The following is a 20666-nucleotide window of genomic DNA, read 5'->3' on the forward strand; positions in this document are numbered from 1 at the left end:
AATGCGTGTGGCACTGTTCGTGACCTGCCTCGCCGATGCCATGTTCCCGCAGGTCGGCCGGGCAACGGTCGAGCTGCTGGAGCGGCTCGGGCACGAGGTCGTCTTCCCTGAGGCGCAGACCTGCTGCGGCCAGATGCACATCAACACCGGATATCAGCGCGAAGCCGTCAAGCTCGTCGAGCACCAGGTGGACACGTTCGCCGGGTTCGAGGCGATCGTCGCGCCCTCCGGGTCGTGCGTCGGCTCGATCCGCCACCAGCACGCCGCCGTCGCCCGCCGCGCCGGGCGGGTCGCCCTGTCGCACCGGGCGGAGGAGCTCGGCGAGCGCACCTATGAGCTGTCGGAGTTCCTCGTCGACGTCCTCGGCGTCACCGACGTCGGCGCGCACTATCCGCACCGGGTCACCTATCACCCGACCTGCCACTCGCTGCGCATGCTGCGGGTCGCCGACCGCCCGCTGCGGCTGCTGCGCGCCGTCGGCGGCATCGACCTCGTCGAGCTGCCCGAGGCCGACCAGTGCTGCGGCTTCGGCGGCACATTCGCGCTGAAGAACGCCGACACGTCCGCGGCGATGCTCAGCGACAAGCTCCGCAACGTGCTGTCCACCGGCGCCTCCGTGGTGTCGGCCGGCGACTCGTCGTGCCTCATGCACATGGGCGGCGGCCTGTCCCGCCTGTCCACCGGCACCGAGGGCGGCGCCGGCGTGCGACCCGTGCACCTCGCGGAGATCCTGGCGGCGACGGCATGAGCCCGACGTTTCTCGGGATGCCGGTGTACGCGCCACGCGGGGTCGGCGCGCTGCGCGGCGACGAGTCGTTCCCGGACGCGGCCCGCACGGCGCTCGGCAACGGGCAGCTGCGCCGCAACCTCGGGCACGCCACCCGCACCATCCGCGGCAAGCGCGCCGCCGTCGTCGCCGAGCTCCCCGACTGGGAGGAGCTGCGCCTGGCCGGCGAGGCGGTCAAGGCCGCGACCATGGCCCGCCTGCCGGAGCTGCTGATCCAGCTGGAGGAGCAGGTCACCGCCCGGGGCGGCACGGTGCACTGGGCCCGCGACGCGACGGAGGCCAACGCGATCGTGCTCGGCCTGGTCCGGGCCGCCGGCGCCGACGAGGTCGTGAAGGTCAAGTCGATGGCGACGCAGGAGATCGGGCTCAACGAGGCCCTCGCCGACGGCGGGGTCACCGCGTGGGAGACCGACCTCGCCGAGCTCATCGTGCAGCTCGGCGACGACAAGCCCTCGCACATCCTGGTCCCGGCGATCCACCGCAACCGCACCGAGATCCGGGACATCTTCCGCCGCACCATGCCCGGCGTGGAGGACCTGACCGACGAGCCCCGCGACCTGGCCATGGCCGCCCGCGCCTACCTGCGGGAGAAGTTCCTGACCGCGCGGGTCGCGGTGTCCGGCGCCAACTTCGCCGTGGCCGAGACCGGCACCCTCGCCGTCGTCGAGTCCGAGGGCAACGGCCGGATGTGCCTGACCCTGCCACAGACCCTGATCACCGTCATGGGCATCGAGAAGGTCGTGCCGTCCTGGACCGACCTCGAGGTGTTCCTGCAGCTGCTGCCGCGGTCGTCGACCGGTGAGCGGATGAACCCGTACACGTCGCTGTGGACCGGCGTCACCCCCGGCGACGGCCCGCAGGACTTCCACCTGGTCCTGCTCGACAACGGCCGCACCGCGGTGCTGTCCGACGAGCAGGGCCGGGCCGCGCTGCACTGCATCCGGTGCAGCGCCTGCCTCAACGTCTGCCCGGTGTACGAGCGCACCGGCGGGCACGCGTATGGCTCGGTGTACCCGGGCCCGATCGGCGCCGTGCTCAGCCCGCAGCTCACCGGGGTCGAGGACAACGCCTCGCTGCCCTACGCGTCCAGCCTCTGCGGCGCGTGCTTCGACGCGTGTCCCGTGCGGATCGACATCCCGGCGATGCTCGTGCACCTGCGGGCCCGGCACGTGGAGGAACGGGCCGAGCGGCTGATGCCGTCCGCGGAGGCCGTCGCCATGGCGGCGATGTCGTGGGTGATGGCGAAGCCCGCGAGGTTCCGCGGCGCGGAGCGGCTGATGCGGTTCGGCCGGATCCTCGGCCGGCGCGACAACCGGATCACGGCGCTGCCGCCGCCGCTGTCGGCGTGGACGGCGAGCCGTGACCTGCCCCGCCCGCCCGGGCAGACGTTCCGCGAGTGGTGGCGCACCCGCCCCGCGCCGCCGGCCGCACCCCCGACCACACCCCCAGCCGCACCCGGGTCCGCGGCTGCGTCGGGTCCGGCTTCCTCCGGGGAGGACCGATGAGCGACGCACGGGAAGCGGTCCTGGCCCGGATCCGCGCCGCCCTCGGCCCGGACCCGGTGGTGCCGGACGTGCCACGCGACTACCGGCGCTCCGGCGCCGCCGCGCCGGAGCTGGCCGAGCTCCTGGACCTGCTCGTCGACCGCCTCGTCGACTACAAGGCGACCGTGATCACCACGACCGCCGCGGACCTGGCCGCCGACCTGCGGGCCGCCCTCGACGCCACGATGCCCGCCGGCGGCCGGTTGATCGTCCCGCCGCAGCTGCCCGGCGAGTGGCTGCCGCGTACCGACGCCGCCGCCGGCACCGAACGGGACGTGGTGGTCGACGACGGCACGCTCGGTCCCCGCGACCTCGACGGCTTCGCGGGGGTCGTGACGGCGTGCGCGGCCGCGTGCGCGGAGACCGGCACGATCGCCCTGGACGGCGGCCCCGACCAGGGCCGCCGGGCGATCACGCTCGTGCCGGACCGGCATTTCTGCGTGGTGCGCGCCGATCAGGTCGTGCACTCCGTGCCGGACCTGCTGACCCGGCTGGCCCCGACCCGGCCGCTGACGCTGATCAGCGGGCCGTCGGCGACCAGCGACATCGAGCTCAACCGGGTCGAGGGCGTGCACGGCCCGCGCACCCTCGTGGTGCTGCTGGTGCGCTAGAACCGGCGCGGCGGGGACAGCGTCAGGCGGTGCTGGAGCCGTTCGAACTGCATCGGCGTCAGCCGCGCGGTCGCGGCGAAATCCGCCAGGCTGGTGAAGCCGCCGCGGCGCTGCCGCTCCGACAGCACGTGGGCGACCCGGGCACTGTCGAAGGCCTCGAGCGTGCTGAGCTGCGCGGCGTCGGCGATGTTCACGTCGACCGGGCCGTTCGGCGTCCACGGGGTCGGCGCCGGCCACGGCGTGGTGGACGCCATGGGACCCGACGCCATAGGACCTGACGCCACGGGACCCGTGGCCGCCATCGGTCCCGTGGCCGCCATCGGTCCCGTGGCCGGGAACTGCTGCGACGCGTACCCGTGCGGCGGCGTGCCCTGCGCCGGGAACCCGGACGACGCGGTCGAATACGGCGGCGCACCCGAGTACGGCGCACCCGAGTAGGGCACCGCGGAGGCGGGGCCGACCGGCGACCCGTACGCCACCGGGGAGCCGAACGCCGCGGGCGAGCCGAACGCCGCCGGGGAGCCGTACGGCTGCGACTGGGCGGCCAGGTAGCGCTGCTCCTGCCAGCGCAGCCAGAACACGTTGAGCACGAGTGAGTGCACGATGCTGGCGAACCACAGCAGTCCCCAGGCCGTCACGACGTTGTCGTCCAGGTGTTCGGGGGTGGCGTCACCGACCCGGTCGGAGGCGACGAACAGGCCGGTCTCGACCACCAGATACGCGACGCCGGCGCCCCACCAGCCGGGTTTGCGGGCGCGCAGCCCGATCAGGACGAACCCGGCGCCGCTCAGACAGCCGACGCCGACGATCGAGATGAGGACCCACCAGCTGTGCAGCAGCTTCCAGCCGAACCCCGGGCGGGCGGGTGCGGGATACATCAGCGAACCCTAACAGCGTCGCCGCGTCACCACTGCCCGTGCAACGTCGTGGCCAGGAGTGCTGCCGCGAACGCGGTGCCGACGAGGACCAGCATCGTCCACGCCCGCAGGCGCAGGCCCCGGCGCAGCGCCGGACGCTCCTCGGGCAGCGCGAACACCCGCGCCGGCCAGTGCCGCCAGGACACGTCGGCGAACACGGCGGCGGCCGCGCAGTACAACACCGACACCCCGAGAAACGTCAGCCGGATGCCACCGCCGGTGAGCGCCGCGACGCCCGCGCCGGTGACCAGCAGCGCCCCGGCGATCGGCACGACCTTCCAGCGGTTGCCCTGCGCGAGCAGCGTGAGGAACTCCTCGAGGCGTTCGTCGTCGAAGCCGAACCGGGCGACCTTCGGCTGGACCACGACGAGGCTGTATCCCATCGACCCGCACCACATCGCGGCCAGGGCCAGGTGCACGGTGAGCAGCGACGACACCAGCATCCCGGCAGCCTAGCCGCGGGCACCGGGCGGTGGTGAGGGTCAGTTCACGCGGCGGCGAACTTCCAGTGCCACGGCTCGCGCGGGGTGTTCTCGGTGAACCCGAACCGTCCCGCGTTGGCCCGCATCCACGCCTGCGCCTTCGCGTCGAGGTCGAGGTCGACGGCGAGGCCCCAGCCATGGTCGCTGGTGCCGGGCGCCGCGGCCAGGCCGCCCTGGGCGTAGAGCCCCTTGCGGCGGGCGAGGTCGACCTGCTCGTCGTAGCTGCGGTAGGAGTCGGTGATCCCGATCGTGACGCCGTCGGCCTGCGCCGCGCGCAGCAGCCCCTCCATGGCGGTCGCGGCCGGCTTGGCGAGCCGGTGCCCGGTCGAGCCGACCTCGGTGAGCGCGGCGGCCGGGATGCGGCCGTTGTCGTAGCGCTCCTTGAGCGTCGCCTCGGAGGCCCCGGAGACCCCGGCGACCCCCGTCGCCGCCGTCATCGCCGCGGCGAACGCGGTGCCCCGCGCCGCCGGGTCCGCCGGGTCCGCCGCGGCCGGCGGCCGGAACGCGGCGAGCTGGTAGCGGATCTCTGCCATCCGGGTGGCGATGCCGGTGATGCCTTCCACACGCACCGCATCGGCACCCGGAGACGCAACTTGAGGCAGTTGGCTCAGACGTGCACGCCGGGCGGGATCACGCCGTAGATGAGTGCGGTCGAGCCGGAGCCCTTGGCGTTGATGAAGCCGCCGCACAGGATCGAGGCGCCGGTCGTCGGGAACTTGGCGAGGTTGGCGAGGATCTCCAGGCTGATCCGGTGCCGCTGGTACACCAGCAGCGACGCCAGGAACTCCGGGTCGGTGCCGAGGTCGGGGCCGAACGTGTCGATGCCGGTGCCGCCGTTGCGCCCGATCCGGCCGGTGTCGATGAACCACTGGACCGTCTGCGGCGCGAAGCCCGGCTGGTGCAGGACCCCGTCGGCGTCGAGGTTCGGGAAGGCGTCAGTGCCCCACTTGTACTCCCAGCCGGTCCACATGATGATCATCGACTCGTCCGGGATCCGGCCGTGCCGGCGCTCCCACTGCTTGACGTCGTCGATGGTCAGCGCGTAGTCGGCGTTGCGGGCGCACTTGTCCCTCACGTCGATCTTGACGGCGGGCAGGAACAGGTCGTTGGGGTCGAGGTCGTCGGCCAGGGGCTCGCCGGCGTTGAAGTGGCCGGGCGCGCCCCAGTGGGTGCCGGTCGCCTCGCCCTCCCGGACGAACTGCAGGTAGTAGCCGTCGTCCTCGATGGTGGCGATGGTCTCCAGCGTGAACGCCGGGTCGCCGGGGTAGATGTTGGTCCTGGCCGGGTCGTTGATGTGGGACAGGCTGATCAGCCGGGTCTTTCCGGGCTTCAACGCTGCGCCCCCGCTCTCGGCCGCGGCCGCGCTGCCGGCCAGGCCGGCGGCGCCGGCCACCGCACCGCTCGCGGCCGCTGTCAGAAGGTGTCGTCGCTGCATGATGTGGTTCGCCCCTCGCGTCCGTGCTTCGGGTCAGTGATCTGGGTCGGTGCTCAGGTTCGGTGCCCTGGATCGGTGCTGGGTGCCGACATGCCACATTGCACCCGTGCACCGACCCGCGCAAGATCTGCCGTCTTACCCGGCGTGGCGGGACCTTCGACCCAGGGCAACCGGCAACCTCGCCGCCTAAAGTCGGCGGCGCAGGGAACCTGTGGGTGCTCCCGTACGACTAACCAGGCAGACGAGTGGGGGGTTGCGCGTGTCGAAGCGCCAGCGGGACTCGCGCGAGTACGCGCGACGCATGCGGATGATCCAGGAGCGGTCGACGGCCCGGCACGGCCGGATGCGCCGCGCGACCGCCGCGATCGCCGCCGTGGTGGTCGTGTTCGCCGTCATGATCGTGGCGAAGCTCGGCGGGGCGGGCGAGGGTGGCGGCGGCGGCGAGCAGGCCGCGCCGTTCCCGACCGGCCCGGCCGCCGAGGCGATCGTCACCGCCCTGACCTCGGTCCCGCCGTCGGTGCTCGACCAGGTCGGCGCCGGCTCCGCCGCGACCCTGCCGAAGCCGGTGACCGGCCAGCAGGTGCTCACCGACGGCGGCAAGCCCCTCGTGCTGTATGTCGGCGCCGAGTACTGCCCGTTCTGCGCCGCGCAGCGCTGGCCGGTCGTGGTGGCGTTGTCCCGGTTCGGGACGTTCAGCGGGCTGACGATCACCGCGTCCGCGTCCGACGACGTGTATCCGAACACGCCGACGGTGTCCTTCCACGGCAGCACCTACACCAGCGACCTGCTCACGTTCCAGGGTGTGGAGACCAGCAGCCGGACCCGCAAGGGCGGCTCCTACACGCCGCTGGACCAGCTGACGCCGCAGCAGGCGCAGCTGGTGCAGAAGTTCAACGCCCCGCCGTATGTCGACGCGAAGTCCGCCGGGGCGATCCCGTTCATCGACTTCGCCAACCAGGCCGTCGCCGCCGGGTCGTCGTTCAGCCCGGACCTGCTCGCCGGCATGACCGCGGAGCAGGTCACGGTGGCGCTGTCCGACCCGGGCAGCGACATCGCCAAGGCCGTCGTCGGCAACGCCAACGCGATGACCGCGGTGCTGTGCAAGATCACTGGCGGGAAACCGGCGAACGTCTGCGCGACGCCCGCGGTGACCGCCTTCCAGGGCAAGGTCTGAGGAGGGGGTTCGACGATGACCCAGACCGCAACCGTCCAGGTCAGCGACCCGCTGGTGCAACGGTGGGTGCCGCCGGCGTCGCTGGTGCTGGCCGTCCTCGGCCTGGCCGTGTCGGTGTACCTGACGATCGAGCACTACACGGCCTCGACGACCCTCGCGTGCCCGGACACCGGTGCGTTGAACTGCCTGAAGGTCACCACCAGCGAGCAGTCCAAGCTCTTCGGCGTGCCGGTGGCGGTCCTGGGCCTGGTGTACTTCGCGGTCATGCTGGCCCTGTCGCTGCTGTGGCGCACCCCGCGCCGGGACGTCCGGCTCGGCCGGCTGGCGTTCTCGGCCGTCGGGGTGCTGTTCGTCGCCTGGCTCGTCTACGCGGAGCTGTTCACTCTCGACGCGATCTGCCTGTGGTGCACGGCGGTGCACGTCCTGGCGATCGGCCTGTTCGCTGTCACGGCCCTCGGGACGGCCTACGCGGACCCCGCCGACCTGACCTGAGAAACGGCCGGGAACTTTCCGCCGGTCCGCGGCGACTACCCCGCTGACCGTGCCAACATCCTGTCTCCGAGAGGACAGCCCGCATCATGCGCCTGACCCACGTGGTCCGCGCGGGTGTCGCCGTCGCCGCGGCCGCCGCCGCTGCACTCGCCTTCCCCGCCGCCGCCTCCGCGCACGTCACCGTCAACCCGAACACCGCCACGCAGGGCGGCTACACGAAGGTGACGTTCCGGGTACCGAACGAGCGCGACGACGCCTCCACCACCAAGGTCGAGATCGCGTTGCCGACCGACAAGCCGATCGCCTCCGTGTCGCTGAAACCGGTCCAGGGCTGGACCGCGGTCGCCGAGAACAGCAAGCTCGCGACGCCGATCAAGACCGACGACGGCGAGATCACCGACGCCGTCTCGAAGATCACGTGGACGGCGTCGGCGGACGCGGCGATCAAGCCGCACCAGTTCCAGGAGTTCGACGTGTCCCTCGGCCCGCTGCCCGTCGCCGACCAGCTGGTGTTCAAGGCGCTGCAGACGTACTCCAACGGTGAGATCGTCCGCTGGATCGACGAGCCCGCCGCCGGCGCGGAGGCCGAGCACCCGGCGCCGGTGCTCAAGCTCACCAAGAAGGCCGACCCGTCCGCCGTGGCGTCGACCGGCACCGCCGCCGGCCCGGCCGTCGAGGCGAAGGACGACGGGAGCGACGGCACCGCCGTCGGGCTCGGCGTCGCGGGTCTCGTCCTGGGCCTGGCCGGCCTGGTCGTCGGCGTCCTCGCCTACCGCCGCGCCACCCCGCGCACCACGGCCTGACGCACACCGCCTGACCAGCACCGCCTCGCAGGACCCGGAGACCCCGCGCGCCGCTCGGTGCGCGGGGTCTTCCGCGTCACATCCCCTGGCACCGCCGACGGGTGGTTGAACCCACAACCGTCTGGTGGTGTAGACCTCAACGGGGATCCGCACCCGACTGCGAAGCAGACTCCGAAGCAGACAGGGAGATCCGGTTGACCAGGGACGAGGAGCTGATGACCGCGCTGTACACCGAGCACTACGGTGTGCTGCTCGGCTTCGTCTCGCGGTACGAGCGCGACCGCCACCGTGCCGAGGACCTCGTCCAGGAGACGCTCCTGCGGGCCTGGAAGCACATCGGGCGGATCGACGTCAGCCGCGACACCACCAGGTCCTACCTGCTGACGATCGCCCGCAACGTGGTCAGCAACGCGTGGCGGGCGGACCAGCGCAGGCCCAGGCTCGTCGACGACCCGGACGCGATCGCCGCGGTCCCCGACGCCGACAACGTCGACGACCTCGTCGAGGGCTGGCTCGTCCGGGCCGCCCTGGACCGGCTGTCGGTGGAGCACCGGCAGGTCGTGGAGTCCGTGTACTACGACGGGCGTACCGTCGCCGACACCGCCCGCCGGTTGTCGGTGCCGGAGGGGACGGTCAAGTCCCGCGCCTACTACGCGGTCCGGGCGCTGCGCGCGGTGTTCGAGGAGATGGGGGTGCTGCGATGAGCGACGAACACGACGCGGTGCGCCCACTGCTCGGTGGGTACGTGCTGGGCGGGCTGGACGAGAGCGATCAGGTCAGGGTCGACGCGCACCTGAGCGGCTGCACCGACTGCCGGGCCGAGGTCGACCGGCTCGCGCCGGTGCCGGAGCTGCTGCAGCGGCTGCCCGCCGACCCGGCGCGGGGTTCCCTGGCGGCGATCGAGACGCCGAGCCGGGACGGGCTGGACGCGCTGCTGCGCCGGACCAGGCGGGCGGCGCCGCCGTCCCGCCGCCGTCGCGCCCGGGTCCTCGCCGGGGTCGTGGGCGCGGTCGTCGCCCTGCTCGCCGTCGGGTCCGTGGTGTGGTCGCGGTCCGCGACAACGCCCGAGGCGGCGCCGCGGCCGAGTCAGCAGACCGTGCTGTCGGCACCACAGTCAGCGCCGCAGCCGGCGCCGTCGGGCTCCGGGGCGAGCGCTCCGGCCGGCACGGTGGTGCAGTTCGTCGCCGCCGCCGGCAGCGCCCTGACGGGCCGGGCGACGCTGAGCCCGCGGCAGTGGGGCGTGTCGGTGGCCCTGGAGCTGAGCGGGCTGCCGGGCGACGGGCCGTTCGTGCTGCACGTGGTCGGGCGGGGTGGCCAGGAGGAGCAGGCGGCGTGCTGGGGACGGACCACGTCCGCCTCGGCCCGGGTGACGGGCGCCAGCTCGATCCAGCTGCCGAACGTCGACCGGGTCACCGTCTCCGACTACCACGGCCACCTGCTGGGGACGGCCGCACAACACTGAACGTCCGGTCGGCAAGGTCCTCGCCGGCGGGCGTCCAGGGCGTCCGGCACGTCATCACGATCGCCTGAGGACGCAGTCGCCGCAGGTGCCGCCGCCGGGGATCCGGTAGTACAGGCAGCAGTTGCGGCGACGCAGCGCCCGGCCGCGCAGGTCCGCCGTGCCGGCCAGGGGCTCGACATCGAGCAGCTCGGCGACCACCGCCCAGGCGGCGGGATCGTCGAGCTGGCCGGCGGCGCCGGCGAGGGCCGAGCTGACGTTGCCCCACAGCACCTTCGGGGACAGCCGGAACCGGTCCTGGAACATGGCGAGCAGCGGCGCGACCAGCCCCAGCACAACCCGCTCGTGCAGGGCGGCCGTGCTGGGCCCGCCGGCCGGCGGCGCGACGCACGCCATGGGCCACGGGCCGCCGGGGACCGGCTTCCAGTACAGCTGCTCCGGCGCCGGGTAGCGCGGCGTGATCAGCGGCGGGGCAAGGAGCCGCGACGCGACGCCGAGGAACGTCACCGACGCGACCACCCGCACCGGCACCGTGGCCGGGTCGAGCCCGAACATCGCGATCAGGGTCTCGCGAGCGACCGCGACCCGCTCCGCGGCCACGGCCGGGTCGAGCAGCTCCGTGAACGGCCGCCACCCCGCGTCCGGCGCGAAGTCCTCCCAGACGAAGTACGGATTCACCGCCGCAGCCTAGTTCACCGGCACGTCATGGACGCGCCTCAATGGATCACGGTGTGCCGGGCGGATGATGCGGCGACCGGATTGCGCCGCCGTCGCAGGCGATAGCATGGGGTGATGTCCGTGACCGCAGACACCGGCGAGCGTTCGCGGATCATCGAGGCCGCATACCGCTGCCTGGTCGACACCGGCGGGGGCGGCCTGTCCGTCACCGGCGTCCTCAACGCCGCAGGCCTTTCCACGAGGGCGTTCTACCGCCATTTCGACTCCAAGGACGCGCTGCTGCTGGCGATGTTCCGCCGCGACAGCGACCGGGTCCACGCCGAGCTGACGGCGGCCGCGGCCGCCGCGCCGACACCGCCGGAGGCGTTGCGGGCGTGGATCTCCGGCTTCCTGTCGCTGACCGCCGACAGCCACCGCCGGCGGCGGGTCCTGGTGATGTCCTGCGGCGAGCTGATGGGCACCGCCGGCTATGCCGCGGAGCGGGCCAGGATGACCGCCGCGCACCATGCGGCGATCGCGGCGATCCTCGAGCGGGGCCGCGCCGACGGGACGCTGCCGTGGGCCGACCCGGACGCCGACGCGCGCACGATCACGGCGGCGCTGTCCGCCGCGTTCCAGGAGCGGATGGCGCAGGGCCCGGCGGCGGACGGTGCCGACTCGGCGGCGCGGGCGGCGGAGCAGGTCACCGACTTCGCGTTTCGCGCCCTGGGCGCGGCGACCGTCTGACACCTTCCGTCTCCTGTGGCCTAGTGGCTACAGTGCTCGGATGCCGCCACGGTACGAGCGGGTCGCCGACGCCCTCCGGGCCCAGATCATGGCCGGGACGCTGCCGCCCGGCGCCACGGTGCCCAGCGCCGACGTGCTCGCCCACGAGCACGACGTCGGCCGCGACACGGCGCTGAAGGGCATCGCCGTGCTGCGCCGGGAGGGGCTGCTGTTCCTCGCCCCCGACAAGTCGATCCGGGTCGGCCCGGCGGCCGCCCGCCCGACCCGGCACCCGCTGAGCGGCCCGGACGAGGTCCGCGCCGTCCCGCCCGGCGGGGTCGTGTCGGCGAGGATGCCGACCCGGCGGGAACGGGAGCGCTTCGACCTCGCCGAGGGCGTGCCGGTCCTGGTGGTGCGCACCGGCGACGGGGAGGAGGTCCACCCCGCCGACCGGTTCGGCCTGCGCTGGACCTGAGATCCGGGTCAGTCGGCCCAGGCCGCGATCCCGTCGAGCCGGGCGGCGACCGCGTGCCAGGTCCCGCGGACCGCGTCGGCGTCCAGGGCGTCCAGGCGGCGCCGGGCGGACCGGCCGACGAGGGCCCGCTCGGCGTCGCGCAGCAGCTCGTCGACCTCGTCGAGCAGGCCGCCCTCGGCGAGCAGCTCGCCGACGTCGTGCAGGTCGAACGCCTCGGCCAGCTCCACGGCGACGTCCCGGGCGGCGATGAGCAGCTCCGGCATCCATTGTTGCGGCGGGAAGCCGAGGTTGTACTGCACCAGGTCCAGGTCGATCTGCTCCTCGTCGCCGGGGTCGCGCACGAGCGCCACGAACCGGTCCCTGACCTGCTCCCAGCCGTCGAGGCCGGCGAGCTCGTGGTCGGCGTCGCGCAGCAGGTACGCGGCGAGCCCGTCGATGGTGTGGAACAGCAGCGGCCCGCCGCCCCGGCTGAGGAACACGGTCTGGTCGGGTTCGACGAACCGCGCCCGGATCGTCCAGCCGTTGCCGGACGGCAGCCCGAGCTGCAGCGGGTGGAACGGCGCGTCCCGCCACGCCTGGCCCGGCACCAGCGGGTGGGACGCCGGTAGCCAGCTCCACAGCGGCCCGCCGTCGTCACCGGCTGCGTCCCGCGCCGTCCGGCCGGGCACGGTCCTCTCCGGCGCCGGCGGGTGCGGCAGAGCCGCCTGGTGCGGCACGTCCGGCTGGTGCGGCACCGGGACGGGTGGGGGCGCGGATGCCAGTACCGCGACGCTGCCGGTGACGGCGGCCAGTTCCGGCTGCTCCAGGGCGACCGGCCGGACGCCCGCGACGCGGTGCAGGAGGGTCGCGACGAGCGGCATCCGGGTGCCGCCGCCGGCCAGGTACACGCCGGCGACCGGCGCCCCACCGGCCGCACGCATGGTGCGCAGCGTGAGCTCGGCGGTGGGGCGCACCAGTGGGGTCGCGATCCGGTCCAGGTCGTCGGGGGTCAGCGTCACGTCGCCCCGGCCGGCGACGGACACGGCGGCGGCGGTGCCGGCGCACAGCAGCTCCTTCGCGAGCCGGGCCTGCTCCAGCAGCACCCGCCGCTGCCGGGTGCCGAGCGGGCCACCGGGCGTGACGGCCAGGAGGTGGTCGGCGATCGCCGCGTCGACGTCGAGCCCGCCGGCACCCGCCAGGTCGGCGGCGGCAACGACCTGCGGGCCACCGGCGCCGGGACGCAGGACGGTGACCTCGAAGGTGCCGGCGCCCAGCTCGTACACGACGATGCACTGCCCGTCGGGGCACGGCACCCGCAGCCGCTCCAGCAGGGTGCTGGCGACCGCGACCGGTGAGGGCACGAGCCTGGCGGCCGGCAGCCCGGCCATGGACGCGGCGGTGAGCAGCGCGCCGCGGTGATGGGCGTCCCACGACCCGGGGTGGGTCAGCGCGACCTCCAGGGGCGCGACGCCGCCGGTGACCCGCAGCACCTCGGCGTGCACGGCCCACAGGACCGCGGCGAACAGGTGCACGACGGGGACGCCGGTGCCGCCGAGCGTGACGGTGGCGTCGGCGACCCGCAGCTTCGGGTGGGGCTCGTAGCGGTCCGGGTCGAGCGCCCCGTCGCGCACGGCGTCGCCGCCGACCGCGAGGACGCCGGCGGCGGCGTCGAGGTGGACCGCCGAGCGCAGCAGCGGCGAGCCGTCGAACAGCAGCGGCGTCACCTCACCGCCGGCACCGGTGAGGACCGCGGCCGTGCTGGATGTACCGAAGTCGATGCCGAGGTGCATCAGCAGATGGTGTCAGGCCCGCCGGGGCCGGCGGTCACGCCCCGGCGGGGTCTGGGGTCACGGCCCGGCGGGGATGCCGAGCGGGTCGGTGTCGATCCCCCGGTGGTCCACGATGCCGGGGTCGGTGTCCTCGTCCTCGGGGGCGGCGTGGGCGCCGCGGGTGAAGGAGCCGGTGTCCACGCCGGTGGTGGTGAGGTGATCGACGACGACGGCGGTCACGTTGTCGCGGCCGCCGGCGAGGACGGCCCGCCGCACGAGGAGGTCCGCGGCGGCCTGCGCGGCCGGCTCGGACCGCAGGACGTCGGCGATCTCGTCGTCGGTGAGCTCCAGGGACAGCCCGTCGGAGCAGACGACGAACCGCTCCCCCGGCACCGGCGACATGACCCACAGGTCCGCGTCCGGGGCGGGCCGGGTGCCGAGCGCGCGGGTGATCACGCCACGCCGGCGGGTGACGCTCTCCGGGGCGGTGTGGTCGATGGTGAGCTGGGTGAGGACACCGCCGGCGAACCGGTACACCCGGGAGTCGCCGACGTTGAACACCGCCCACCGCTCCACGCCGTCGTCGAGCACGAGGCTGATGCCGGTGAGGGTGGTGCCCATGCCGGTGCGGACCGGGTGCTCGGCCGCGGAGGCGAGGATGTCGTTGTTGGCGCGGGCGATCTCGTCGTGCACGTCCTGCGGGGTCCGGCCGGCCCGGTCGGCGAGGCGTCGCAGGGCCTCGACGGCGATCTCGCTGGCGATGTCACCGGCGGCGTGGCCGCCCATGCCGTCGGCGACCGCGAAGACCCCGTCGGCGACGAGCGCGCTGTCCTCATTGCGCCGGCGGACCCGGCCGACGTCGCTGGCGGCACCCGCCCGGACGGCCGCCATCACGCACCCGCCGCGACGCGGGCGCCGAAGCGCTCGACCAGGGCGGCGACGACGCCGTCCCGGTTCGACGGCCGGCCCGGCAGCGGGGCCGATGGCTGGTCCGATGGCTGGTCGGCGGTGGTCGGCTGCCCGTCGGACAGCAGCCAGGTGCCGTCGGCGGCGCGGGCGATCGCGAGCTCCACCTCGGGCCCGTCGCCGGTGCCGGACCTGATGACGACGGCGGCCTCGCCGTCGCCGGCGGTGCAGCGGTCCACGAACCGGGCCAGGGGCGCGGCCAGTGGCTCGGCCGGGTCGAGGGCGTCGACGCCGTAGAGCCCGAACGGCCCCGGATACGCGGCGAGGTGCGCCGCGGTGCCGCTGAACAGGTGCATCGTCAGGGTGCGGGCGCCAGAGGAACCGGCCGCCTCGGTCGTCGTGTGCAGCGTCGACAGCGCGGCGACGGCGCCGAGCACGAGGGGCCCCGGCACGACGTTGCCGCCCTCGTCGGTGCACAGCCCCCGGGCGAGCAGCGACGCGACCCCGGCGGCGGTGACGATGTCGGTGGCCGCCTCCGGTTGCAGGCCGAGCCGGCGCCGGACGGCGTCCATGCCGGCGGTGCGCTCGCCGTGCGGGCCGGCGGCGGAGCGGAGCAGGAACTCAAGCTCTGCGAACGTGCACAACGTGGTGTCGGCCATTGCCGGAAACGCTCCTCCTTCAGGTGCTCGCCTTGCCGTGCCCTGCCGTGCCTGCCACCGTCCGGATCAGGCGGGCCGCTGCGCCGACCCTTGCATGATCGACGGCCGGGACGCGAAAGTCATGCGCTTCTCGGGACGTCGGCACCTTTGGATGCGTCGGCCCGGTCTGCCAGGTGCACCGGCTGGCGGCTCGATGCCCGCCGAGGGTTCGAGCGGCGCCGGCCGGCACCGGAACGCACCGGAAGAACGGCCCGATGAGACTACCACCGCGGGCGCCTGACGCCCGTAGACTGCCCTGCCCGCGGAATGCCTGGAGTTCACGGCCGACCGGCCGACCGGTCGCGACGTGCCACCGGCGCTGGGCCGGGGCGGTGCTGGTCGCCGCCGTCCTGTCCCCGTGAGCTGTCTTGTCCAGTGAGTCCCGGCACATCGTTGGGCCGGCCGGGCGCCGGGTCCGTGCACCTGGGCAAGCCCCTACTGCCCCATTGGAGAAGTCGTGCGTGCCCTCAACGTGCGCTGGTGCACCGGCGCCGCGGGCGTCGGCTACGTGGTCCTCGCGGGCCTGGAGAACATGGACTTCCTCGCCGCCCCCGGCCGCGGCGACCCTGGTGCCACGGCCGCGTACTACACGGCGAACCCCGGCGGCCTGCGGCTGGCCGCCCTGGTGGGTGCGCTCGCGCTGGTGTCGTACGCGGCCTTCGCCGCCGGCCTGTTCGCGGCGCTGCAGCACCGCCGCGACCCGTGGGCGCTGCTGCTGGTGACGGCTGGCGTCGCGGGCCCGGCGGTCGCGGCGGTGTCGCTGCTGGCGCGCGTGGCGGCGATCGCGGCCCCACCGGCCGACCGGCTCGTCCGCCTGCACGCGCTCCACCTCGACCTGCGCCTCGCCGGCGGTGTCCTGCTGGGCCTGACACTCATCGGCGCGGGGGTCGCCGCAGGGGTCCGGGAGCGCCTCCTGCCCCGCTGGCTGGCCGCTTGCCTTCTCGCCACCGGCGCCTGGCTGGTCCCGGTGAGCGCCGCCGCGCTCCTGTCACCCGGCCCCCTGCTGGACGCGCTTGCGTTCGCCGGGTTCGTCGCCGACGCGGTCTGCGTCGGCGTGCTCGCCACCTGGCTGCTGCTGCCCCGCGCCGGGTTCGCGCCGACCCTCGCCTGGCTCGTCTTCTTCGTCGTCAGCCTCGCCGCGGGCGTCAGCGGCGCCGCCCTGCTCGCCTTCCCGGGCAGCACCCGCACGTTCTTCTCCTGGCCGCTCGGCCCACCACCGCTCGCCGCGACCATCGGCGCCTGCTACGTCGTCGCGGCCGCCGTCTACGGCCTCGCCCTGCGCGCGGGCGGCCCGGCCCGCCGGTGGGCCGAGGCCCGGGGACTGCTCGGCGGCGTCGGCGCCCTGTCGGTGCCGATCTTCGTGGTGACGCTGCACCACCTCGAGGCCTTCGACTTCGCCGCCTGGCAGGCCTGGGCATGGGTCATCCTCTTCGGCCTCTTCCCCGCGGCGGCGGCAGCCGCTGTGTGGGCGGGGCGCCGTCCGTACCGCCGCAGCAGCCACAACGCCGTCGGATGGGCGCCGCTGGTGTATGGGCTCCTCCTCGCGGCGGCGGCCATGGTGCTGCTGGCGGCGCCGTCGGTCGCGGCCGGGCTGCCGGTCGCGGCCGGACCGTTCGGGGCGCGGGTCCTGGCCGGCTGGTGCGCCCTGGCCGCGTTCCTGGCGCTGCGGGTCGCGACCCGCCCGGCCACCGAGACGCGCCCGGCCGCCGTGGCGTTGCCACTGTTCCCGGTCGCGTGGCTGCTCGCGCCGCTGCCGTATGTCCCATCGGGCATGGGCACCGTGGTCTGGTGCACTGCCTGCGCCACGCTGCTCGCCCTCGCCCTCCTCCCCCGCCCACGGTGAGGTGACCTGCTCGGCCGCGGGTGGCGTTCGTCGCCCTCTCCCAGGCGGTCAAGCGCGTGCCGATCGCGATGTGATCCGGCCTCGGCACCGCCCGCCATCGTTGCGATCGGCACGCTGTTCCCCAGCGAGCCGCTGAGCGTGTCGAAGGTCGCCGGCCGGCATCGGCATCGCCGGCGTTGTCGTGCTCAACCTCGGCGGCGCACATTGTGCGCGGACCCGCCCCTGCGGCCGTCCCGCCCCGCCTCTGCGAGGGGCGCCGCAGCGCCCTGCCCTGTGGGTCCGGCGCACGAGGAAGGCCCTAGACAGCCGTAGCAGCTGCGACGCGGGCAGACCGCCGGCGTCGTTTGCCCAGACAGCTCTGGGCGTGCAGCTGCTGGAGGTCTTCCGAGTAGCCGGCCCACCGCCCTCTGTCCGTCAGAGAGGTTCGCCCATCGGCCAGTACTGCCATTTGCCACTGCGAACCAACTTCGCGAGCCGGAAACTCATAGGTCTATTTTCATGATAGTCGATGAGCGTTTGAAGCGTAAGCCCGCGAAAAATACAGAACCGAGTAGACAAGAATTCCTCTTTACCCATTGAGTAGCGTTCACGACCAAAGCGGAGGTTCGAAATGGGCCCAGAGATTATACTCGCAGCGCTATCCAGTTTTCTGCTGACATCCATCGCCTCGGTCTTTTCATGGATTACCGCCCGTTTCAGTGAGCGGCGCTCACGGGATGTTGAATCGCAGGTAATTCAAGCCCTCGGCTTGCCCGATGTGGCATCACAACAGGAGATTGCCACCTCGGATCGCGAAATTGATTTAAGTAATTCAATCAGTGAGCTTCAACGGTTGATCGCGGACGCCGGGAAGAACTCCGGGCAGAAGGTCGTCGTAAACATAGTTACTAATACCGCTTCTGAGTCACTTTCGGAAGTCGCAAAACGCGACTCCGAGAGTCATACAAGACTCGTCGTAAAGTATTATGCGCAGGGCCACCAGCAGGCGTTCATAACTTTCTTGGCAAGCGTTACGTTTGCCACGGTAGGATTTATAGTCATCCTTGGTGCGGCAATCTTCTTGCTAATGAACCCGAACCAGCCCGAACCGGCAGCATTAACGGGTGCCGTCGGGTTAATCAACCAGGGGATCAGTTATCTATTTTTCCGCCGCGCCGATAAGGCTAGGGCTACTATGCTCCAGTTGATCGACAAGCTTCGCGAAGATCGAGAGAAGGAAATTCGATTCATAGCTGGAGTTGTTGCATCCGACTCCATTGTGGCACCATCTCTCCGGGATGCCGTAAGAGCAGCGACGGCCGTTCAATCTTTTGGATCGAATTTCACGCCGGAGCAATTGCAGCTTATCGCGAGTGTTGCAAATACAGCCCAGCAGCACATTCCAGCCATTCATATCCACCCCCATCCTGCCGAAGCGGGCGCCCAAGATTCCTTGAACAGCGAAGCGGTAGATTCGGTCCCGAATCCGGTTCCCGTGAACGCCAGTGCTAATGGAAACGGGGGTGATGCATGAGTCAGACGTCAGCTCGTCCGACGCTAACCGCCTCTGAACCTGTCGGCTGGCGCCGGCGGTTGCCTGACCATTGCCCGGCGGGACCCTGCAACAGGCGCAACCCGCTCCCCGGCACCCACACCGGCTGGTCACGTGGCGTCCGTCTGGACAACGGCGGCCAGAAGGCTGCCCTCGCCGCCGGGACGGTCTCGGATCGCACGTAGGGCAGCGGCCATCGGGCGACGAACAGGGCGGCGCAGCGACCGAAACCGAAGCTGGTCTGGTCGACGTCGCCCGGCGGGCCAACGTCGCGGTCGGCACCGTCTCCGACGTCCTCAACGCCAGGGTCGCGGTGTTCGACAGGCCCCGGGAAGGTGGAGTCGGCCCATCCGGGACCTCGGTTATGTGCGCGGCGCCTCAGGCGGCGAGCTGGCCGGGTATCAGCGCCGAAGCGGGTTCGCGACATGGCTGTTCCAGCCGGCGTGACCGTGGGCGACACTGCGTTTGAACCAGTGACCTCATCCGTGCCAAGGAAGCGTTCGTTTCCTGGGTTTCCCAACGGCGCTAGATAGCGAACGGACGACGTGACCATCGCGTTCTCATCGCGGAATGGCTGGCCTCCTGGTGCTGTGACTGGTGCGGTTTCCGGGTTCTCCTGCGGGGCGTGCGGCGGTGCGGGCAACGTCGGAGGGGTGGATCGCGCAACGGGGCTGAGTCGACGTGGGGTGCTGCTCGCGGCGGGGGCCGCCGTCGCCGGGAGCGCCCTGCCCAGCGCGGGAGCTGCCGCGGCGCCGGCGAAGTTGCTGCCGGTGAGCATGGCGACGCACATTCACGGGCCGTTCAGCGAGGGCTTGGCGAGCTACGCCGCGCACTTGGAGCAGGCCCGGAAATACAAGGTCGATGTCGTCTGGTTCACCGATCACGACTTCCGGATCGCGGCGTACGGGCACCGCCAAGCCGTGCACTTCGACGGTGCCTCCGAGCCCGAGCACGGGCTCGACTGGACGTGGAAGCAGCACCTCGTGGGCAAGCCTGACAGTCACGGCACCGGCTTCGTCGCGGCGCCGCGCTCGCCGCAGGACGGCGGCGGGAAGGCGTTGCGGCTCGCGGCAGCCGGGGACGGTTCGGTGCGCTTCGACGGGGTGGCGTGGAACGCGATGGCGAACGCCTGCGTCGCCGACACCGAGCTGACCCTGGACGTGCTGCCGGAGCAGGTCGGCGCCGGTGGGGGGCTGACACTGGAGGTCCAGCTGTCCAATCAGCCGGGCAAGGGGATCCTGCGCGTGGCGTACCACATCGGCGGCGTCGACAACGTCACGCACAAGGCGGCCGGAGCACTGGGCACCGTGCGGCGGCCCGCGAAGCCCGGCGTGTGGCAGCGGTTGACGTTCGTGCTCCGTGACGACATCGCGAAGCTGTGGCCCGACGTCGTCGCCGGTGACAACGCGCTGACCGGGCTGGCCCTCGAGGTGCGGCAGGGCCGGTTCGTGGTCGACCGGCTGACATTCACGCGGAGCCGGCGGGCCGGGCAGGCGGGCGAGCAATTGCGGGCCGAGGTCATCGCGGCGGTCGCGAAGAAATACCCGGACGTGACGCAGTTCCGGGCCCTGGAGGTGTCGATGGTGCGGCACCTCAACTGGTTCGGCGGGGACCTGACGCTGCCCGCGTTCCCGACGCCGCCGCTGCGGAACAACGACGCCGCGCTGACCGCGTCCATGGTCCGCTGGTTGCACGCGCACGGCGGGCTGGTCTGCTGGAACCATCCGATGGATGTCGCCAAGCGCGACGAGCTGGCGAAGCTGATCGTGTCGCAGGCCGCGCTCGGCGTCGACCTCGTGGAGATCGGCAGGAGCCCTGTTGAGGATCTGCTGTGGGTGTACGACGTCGCCGCCCGCAATGCCGTGTTCTTCACCGCGCTGGGAAGCAGCGACGATCACGACGCGACGGACTGGGCCGCGAACGAGGAACATTTCGTCAGTCACGTGTGGTCGCCGACGAAGGGCCGGGCCGACCTGCTACGGGCGCTGGCGGCGGGTGCCGCCTGGTTCACGGACCTGGTCTCCTACCGCGGCGCCATGGACCTGCGCGTCGGCGGCGTCTCCTACATGGGCGCGGTGCTGGTCGGGTCGGCACCAGTGACGGTCGATGTCTCCGCGACGAAACTGCCGAAGGGCGCGAGCCTGGAGATCGTCACCGGAAAGGTCGGCACCGGCCTGACGCCATCGACGACAGTCACTGCCGCGAAGACCGGGAAGCAGCAGGTGAAGGTCCAGCCGGGAACCTACGTGCGGTCGCAGGTCCGCCTCAAGGACAAGACGGTCGCCGGAGTGTCGAACCCGTTGTGGCTGCTCGCGAAGGCGCCTGCGGCGCCGATTCCGGCGGCCCGGAAACGGGCACTGCCATATTGAGCGGTGGTG

At 72.6% G+C, this 20666-nt stretch carries 21 protein-coding genes; 13 read left to right on the top strand and 8 right to left on the bottom strand.

Features of this window, described 5'->3' with window-relative positions:
* The first annotated feature begins 1 nt into the window (after position 1).
* Genes AB0K00_RS08025 through AB0K00_RS08035 form a run of 3 tightly spaced genes read left to right on the top strand, consistent with a single transcriptional unit; the run spans position 2 to position 2942 of the window.
* Positions 2–748: a (Fe-S)-binding protein gene (locus AB0K00_RS08025; RefSeq protein WP_363517179.1), complete on the top strand. Its 747-nt coding sequence runs from the start codon at positions 2–4 to the stop codon at positions 746–748.
* Positions 745–2292 carry a LutB/LldF family L-lactate oxidation iron-sulfur protein gene (locus tag AB0K00_RS08030; protein ID WP_363517182.1) on the top strand — a complete coding sequence of 516 codons (1548 nt, stop codon included), beginning with the start codon at positions 745–747 and terminating at the stop codon, positions 2290–2292. The genes AB0K00_RS08025 and AB0K00_RS08030 overlap by 4 nt, the downstream gene beginning before the upstream one ends.
* The gene (locus tag AB0K00_RS08035) at positions 2289–2942 is read left to right on the top strand and encodes an LUD domain-containing protein (RefSeq protein ID WP_363517185.1); all 654 of its coding nucleotides are present in this window, start codon (positions 2289–2291) and stop codon (positions 2940–2942) included. The genes AB0K00_RS08030 and AB0K00_RS08035 overlap by 4 nt, the downstream gene beginning before the upstream one ends.
* Here the strand turns inward: AB0K00_RS08035 and AB0K00_RS08040 are convergent.
* The 4 genes from AB0K00_RS08040 to AB0K00_RS08055 are packed head-to-tail and all read right to left on the bottom strand — an operon-like array spanning position 2939 to position 5776.
* Positions 2939–3820: a helix-hairpin-helix domain-containing protein gene (locus tag AB0K00_RS08040; protein WP_363517188.1), complete on the bottom strand. Its 882-nt coding sequence runs from the start codon at positions 3818–3820 to the stop codon at positions 2939–2941. The two genes, AB0K00_RS08035 and AB0K00_RS08040, sit on opposite strands and share 4 nt — an antisense overlap.
* Before the next feature lie 26 nt (positions 3821–3846).
* Positions 3847–4302: a hypothetical protein gene (locus tag AB0K00_RS08045; protein WP_363517191.1), complete on the bottom strand. Its 456-nt coding sequence runs from the start codon at positions 4300–4302 to the stop codon at positions 3847–3849.
* A 44-nt stretch (positions 4303–4346) separates the two neighbouring features.
* Entirely contained in the window at positions 4347–4910 is a 564-nt protein-coding gene (locus tag AB0K00_RS08050) for a M15 family metallopeptidase (protein WP_363517194.1), read from the bottom strand.
* A 38-nt stretch (positions 4911–4948) separates the two neighbouring features.
* Entirely contained in the window at positions 4949–5776 is an 828-nt protein-coding gene (locus AB0K00_RS08055; protein ID WP_363517197.1) for a cyclase family protein, read from the bottom strand.
* Positions 5777–6077: 301 nt separating this feature from the next.
* Between AB0K00_RS08055 and AB0K00_RS08060 the strand changes: the two genes are divergently transcribed.
* The 5 genes from AB0K00_RS08060 to AB0K00_RS08080 all read left to right on the top strand — a co-directional run bounded on the left by AB0K00_RS08060 (position 6078) and on the right by AB0K00_RS08080 (position 9707).
* Positions 6078–6950 (top strand): DUF929 family protein, encoded by an 873-nt coding sequence (locus AB0K00_RS08060; protein ID WP_363517200.1) that lies wholly within the window; start codon positions 6078–6080, stop codon positions 6948–6950.
* 15 nt (positions 6951–6965) lie between these two features.
* On the top strand, positions 6966–7442 hold the full coding sequence (locus tag AB0K00_RS08065) for a vitamin K epoxide reductase family protein (protein WP_363517203.1): 477 nt from the start codon (positions 6966–6968) through the stop codon (positions 7440–7442).
* An 86-nt stretch (positions 7443–7528) separates the two neighbouring features.
* Complete coding sequence (locus AB0K00_RS08070) at positions 7529–8245, top strand: YcnI family protein (protein ID WP_363517206.1); 717 nt, start codon at positions 7529–7531, stop codon at positions 8243–8245.
* 194 nt (positions 8246–8439) lie between these two features.
* On the top strand, positions 8440–8949 hold the full coding sequence (locus tag AB0K00_RS08075; protein ID WP_363517209.1) for a sigma-70 family RNA polymerase sigma factor: 510 nt from the start codon (positions 8440–8442) through the stop codon (positions 8947–8949).
* A complete protein-coding gene (locus AB0K00_RS08080) occupies positions 8946–9707 on the top strand; it encodes a zf-HC2 domain-containing protein (protein ID WP_363517212.1) in 762 nt (253 codons plus the stop codon). Before AB0K00_RS08075 ends, AB0K00_RS08080 begins: the two co-directional genes overlap by 4 nt.
* A 54-nt stretch (positions 9708–9761) precedes the next feature.
* On the opposite strand, the gene AB0K00_RS08085 is transcribed toward AB0K00_RS08080, so the two are convergent.
* The gene (locus tag AB0K00_RS08085; RefSeq protein ID WP_363517215.1) at positions 9762–10382 is read right to left on the bottom strand and encodes a (2Fe-2S)-binding protein; all 621 of its coding nucleotides are present in this window, start codon (positions 10380–10382) and stop codon (positions 9762–9764) included.
* Positions 10383–10496: 114 nt separating this feature from the next.
* Here AB0K00_RS08085 and AB0K00_RS08090 point away from each other — a divergent pair, with 114 nt between their 5' ends.
* Both AB0K00_RS08090 and AB0K00_RS08095 read left to right on the top strand, forming a co-directional pair.
* A complete protein-coding gene (locus tag AB0K00_RS08090) occupies positions 10497–11108 on the top strand; it encodes a TetR/AcrR family transcriptional regulator (protein ID WP_363517218.1) in 612 nt (203 codons plus the stop codon).
* Positions 11109–11148: 40 nt separating this feature from the next.
* Positions 11149–11562: a GntR family transcriptional regulator gene (locus AB0K00_RS08095; RefSeq protein WP_363517221.1), complete on the top strand. Its 414-nt coding sequence runs from the start codon at positions 11149–11151 to the stop codon at positions 11560–11562.
* Positions 11563–11570: 8 nt separating this feature from the next.
* On the opposite strand, the gene AB0K00_RS08100 is transcribed toward AB0K00_RS08095, so the two are convergent.
* The 3 genes from AB0K00_RS08100 to AB0K00_RS08110 are packed head-to-tail and all read right to left on the bottom strand — an operon-like array spanning position 11571 to position 14875.
* Positions 11571–13331 carry an Hsp70 family protein gene (locus AB0K00_RS08100; RefSeq protein ID WP_363517224.1) on the bottom strand — a complete coding sequence of 587 codons (1761 nt, stop codon included), beginning with the start codon at positions 13329–13331 and terminating at the stop codon, positions 11571–11573.
* A gap of 57 nt (positions 13332–13388) precedes the next feature.
* Positions 13389–14201 carry a protein phosphatase 2C domain-containing protein gene (locus tag AB0K00_RS08105; RefSeq protein ID WP_363517227.1) on the bottom strand — a complete coding sequence of 271 codons (813 nt, stop codon included), beginning with the start codon at positions 14199–14201 and terminating at the stop codon, positions 13389–13391.
* Positions 14201–14875: a hypothetical protein gene (locus AB0K00_RS08110; RefSeq protein ID WP_363517229.1), complete on the bottom strand. Its 675-nt coding sequence runs from the start codon at positions 14873–14875 to the stop codon at positions 14201–14203. Before AB0K00_RS08110 ends, AB0K00_RS08105 begins: the two co-directional genes overlap by 1 nt.
* 496 nt (positions 14876–15371) lie before the next feature.
* Here AB0K00_RS08110 and AB0K00_RS08115 point away from each other — a divergent pair, with 496 nt between their 5' ends.
* The 3 genes from AB0K00_RS08115 to AB0K00_RS08125 all read left to right on the top strand — a co-directional run bounded on the left by AB0K00_RS08115 (position 15372) and on the right by AB0K00_RS08125 (position 20657).
* Positions 15372–16757, top strand: coding sequence for a DUF4386 family protein (locus tag AB0K00_RS08115; RefSeq protein WP_363517232.1), 1386 nt, complete (start codon positions 15372–15374; stop codon positions 16755–16757).
* Between the two features lie 610 nt (positions 16758–17367).
* On the top strand, positions 17368–18270 hold the full coding sequence (locus AB0K00_RS08120) for a hypothetical protein (protein ID WP_363517235.1): 903 nt from the start codon (positions 17368–17370) through the stop codon (positions 18268–18270).
* A gap of 671 nt (positions 18271–18941) precedes the next feature.
* On the top strand, positions 18942–20657 hold the full coding sequence (locus AB0K00_RS08125) for a hypothetical protein (RefSeq protein ID WP_363517237.1): 1716 nt from the start codon (positions 18942–18944) through the stop codon (positions 20655–20657).
* Positions 20658–20666: the final 9 nt, after the last annotated feature.

The sequence above is a fragment of the Dactylosporangium sp. NPDC049525 genome, from assembly GCF_040676755.1.
Classification (GTDB): domain Bacteria; phylum Actinomycetota; class Actinomycetes; order Mycobacteriales; family Micromonosporaceae; genus Dactylosporangium.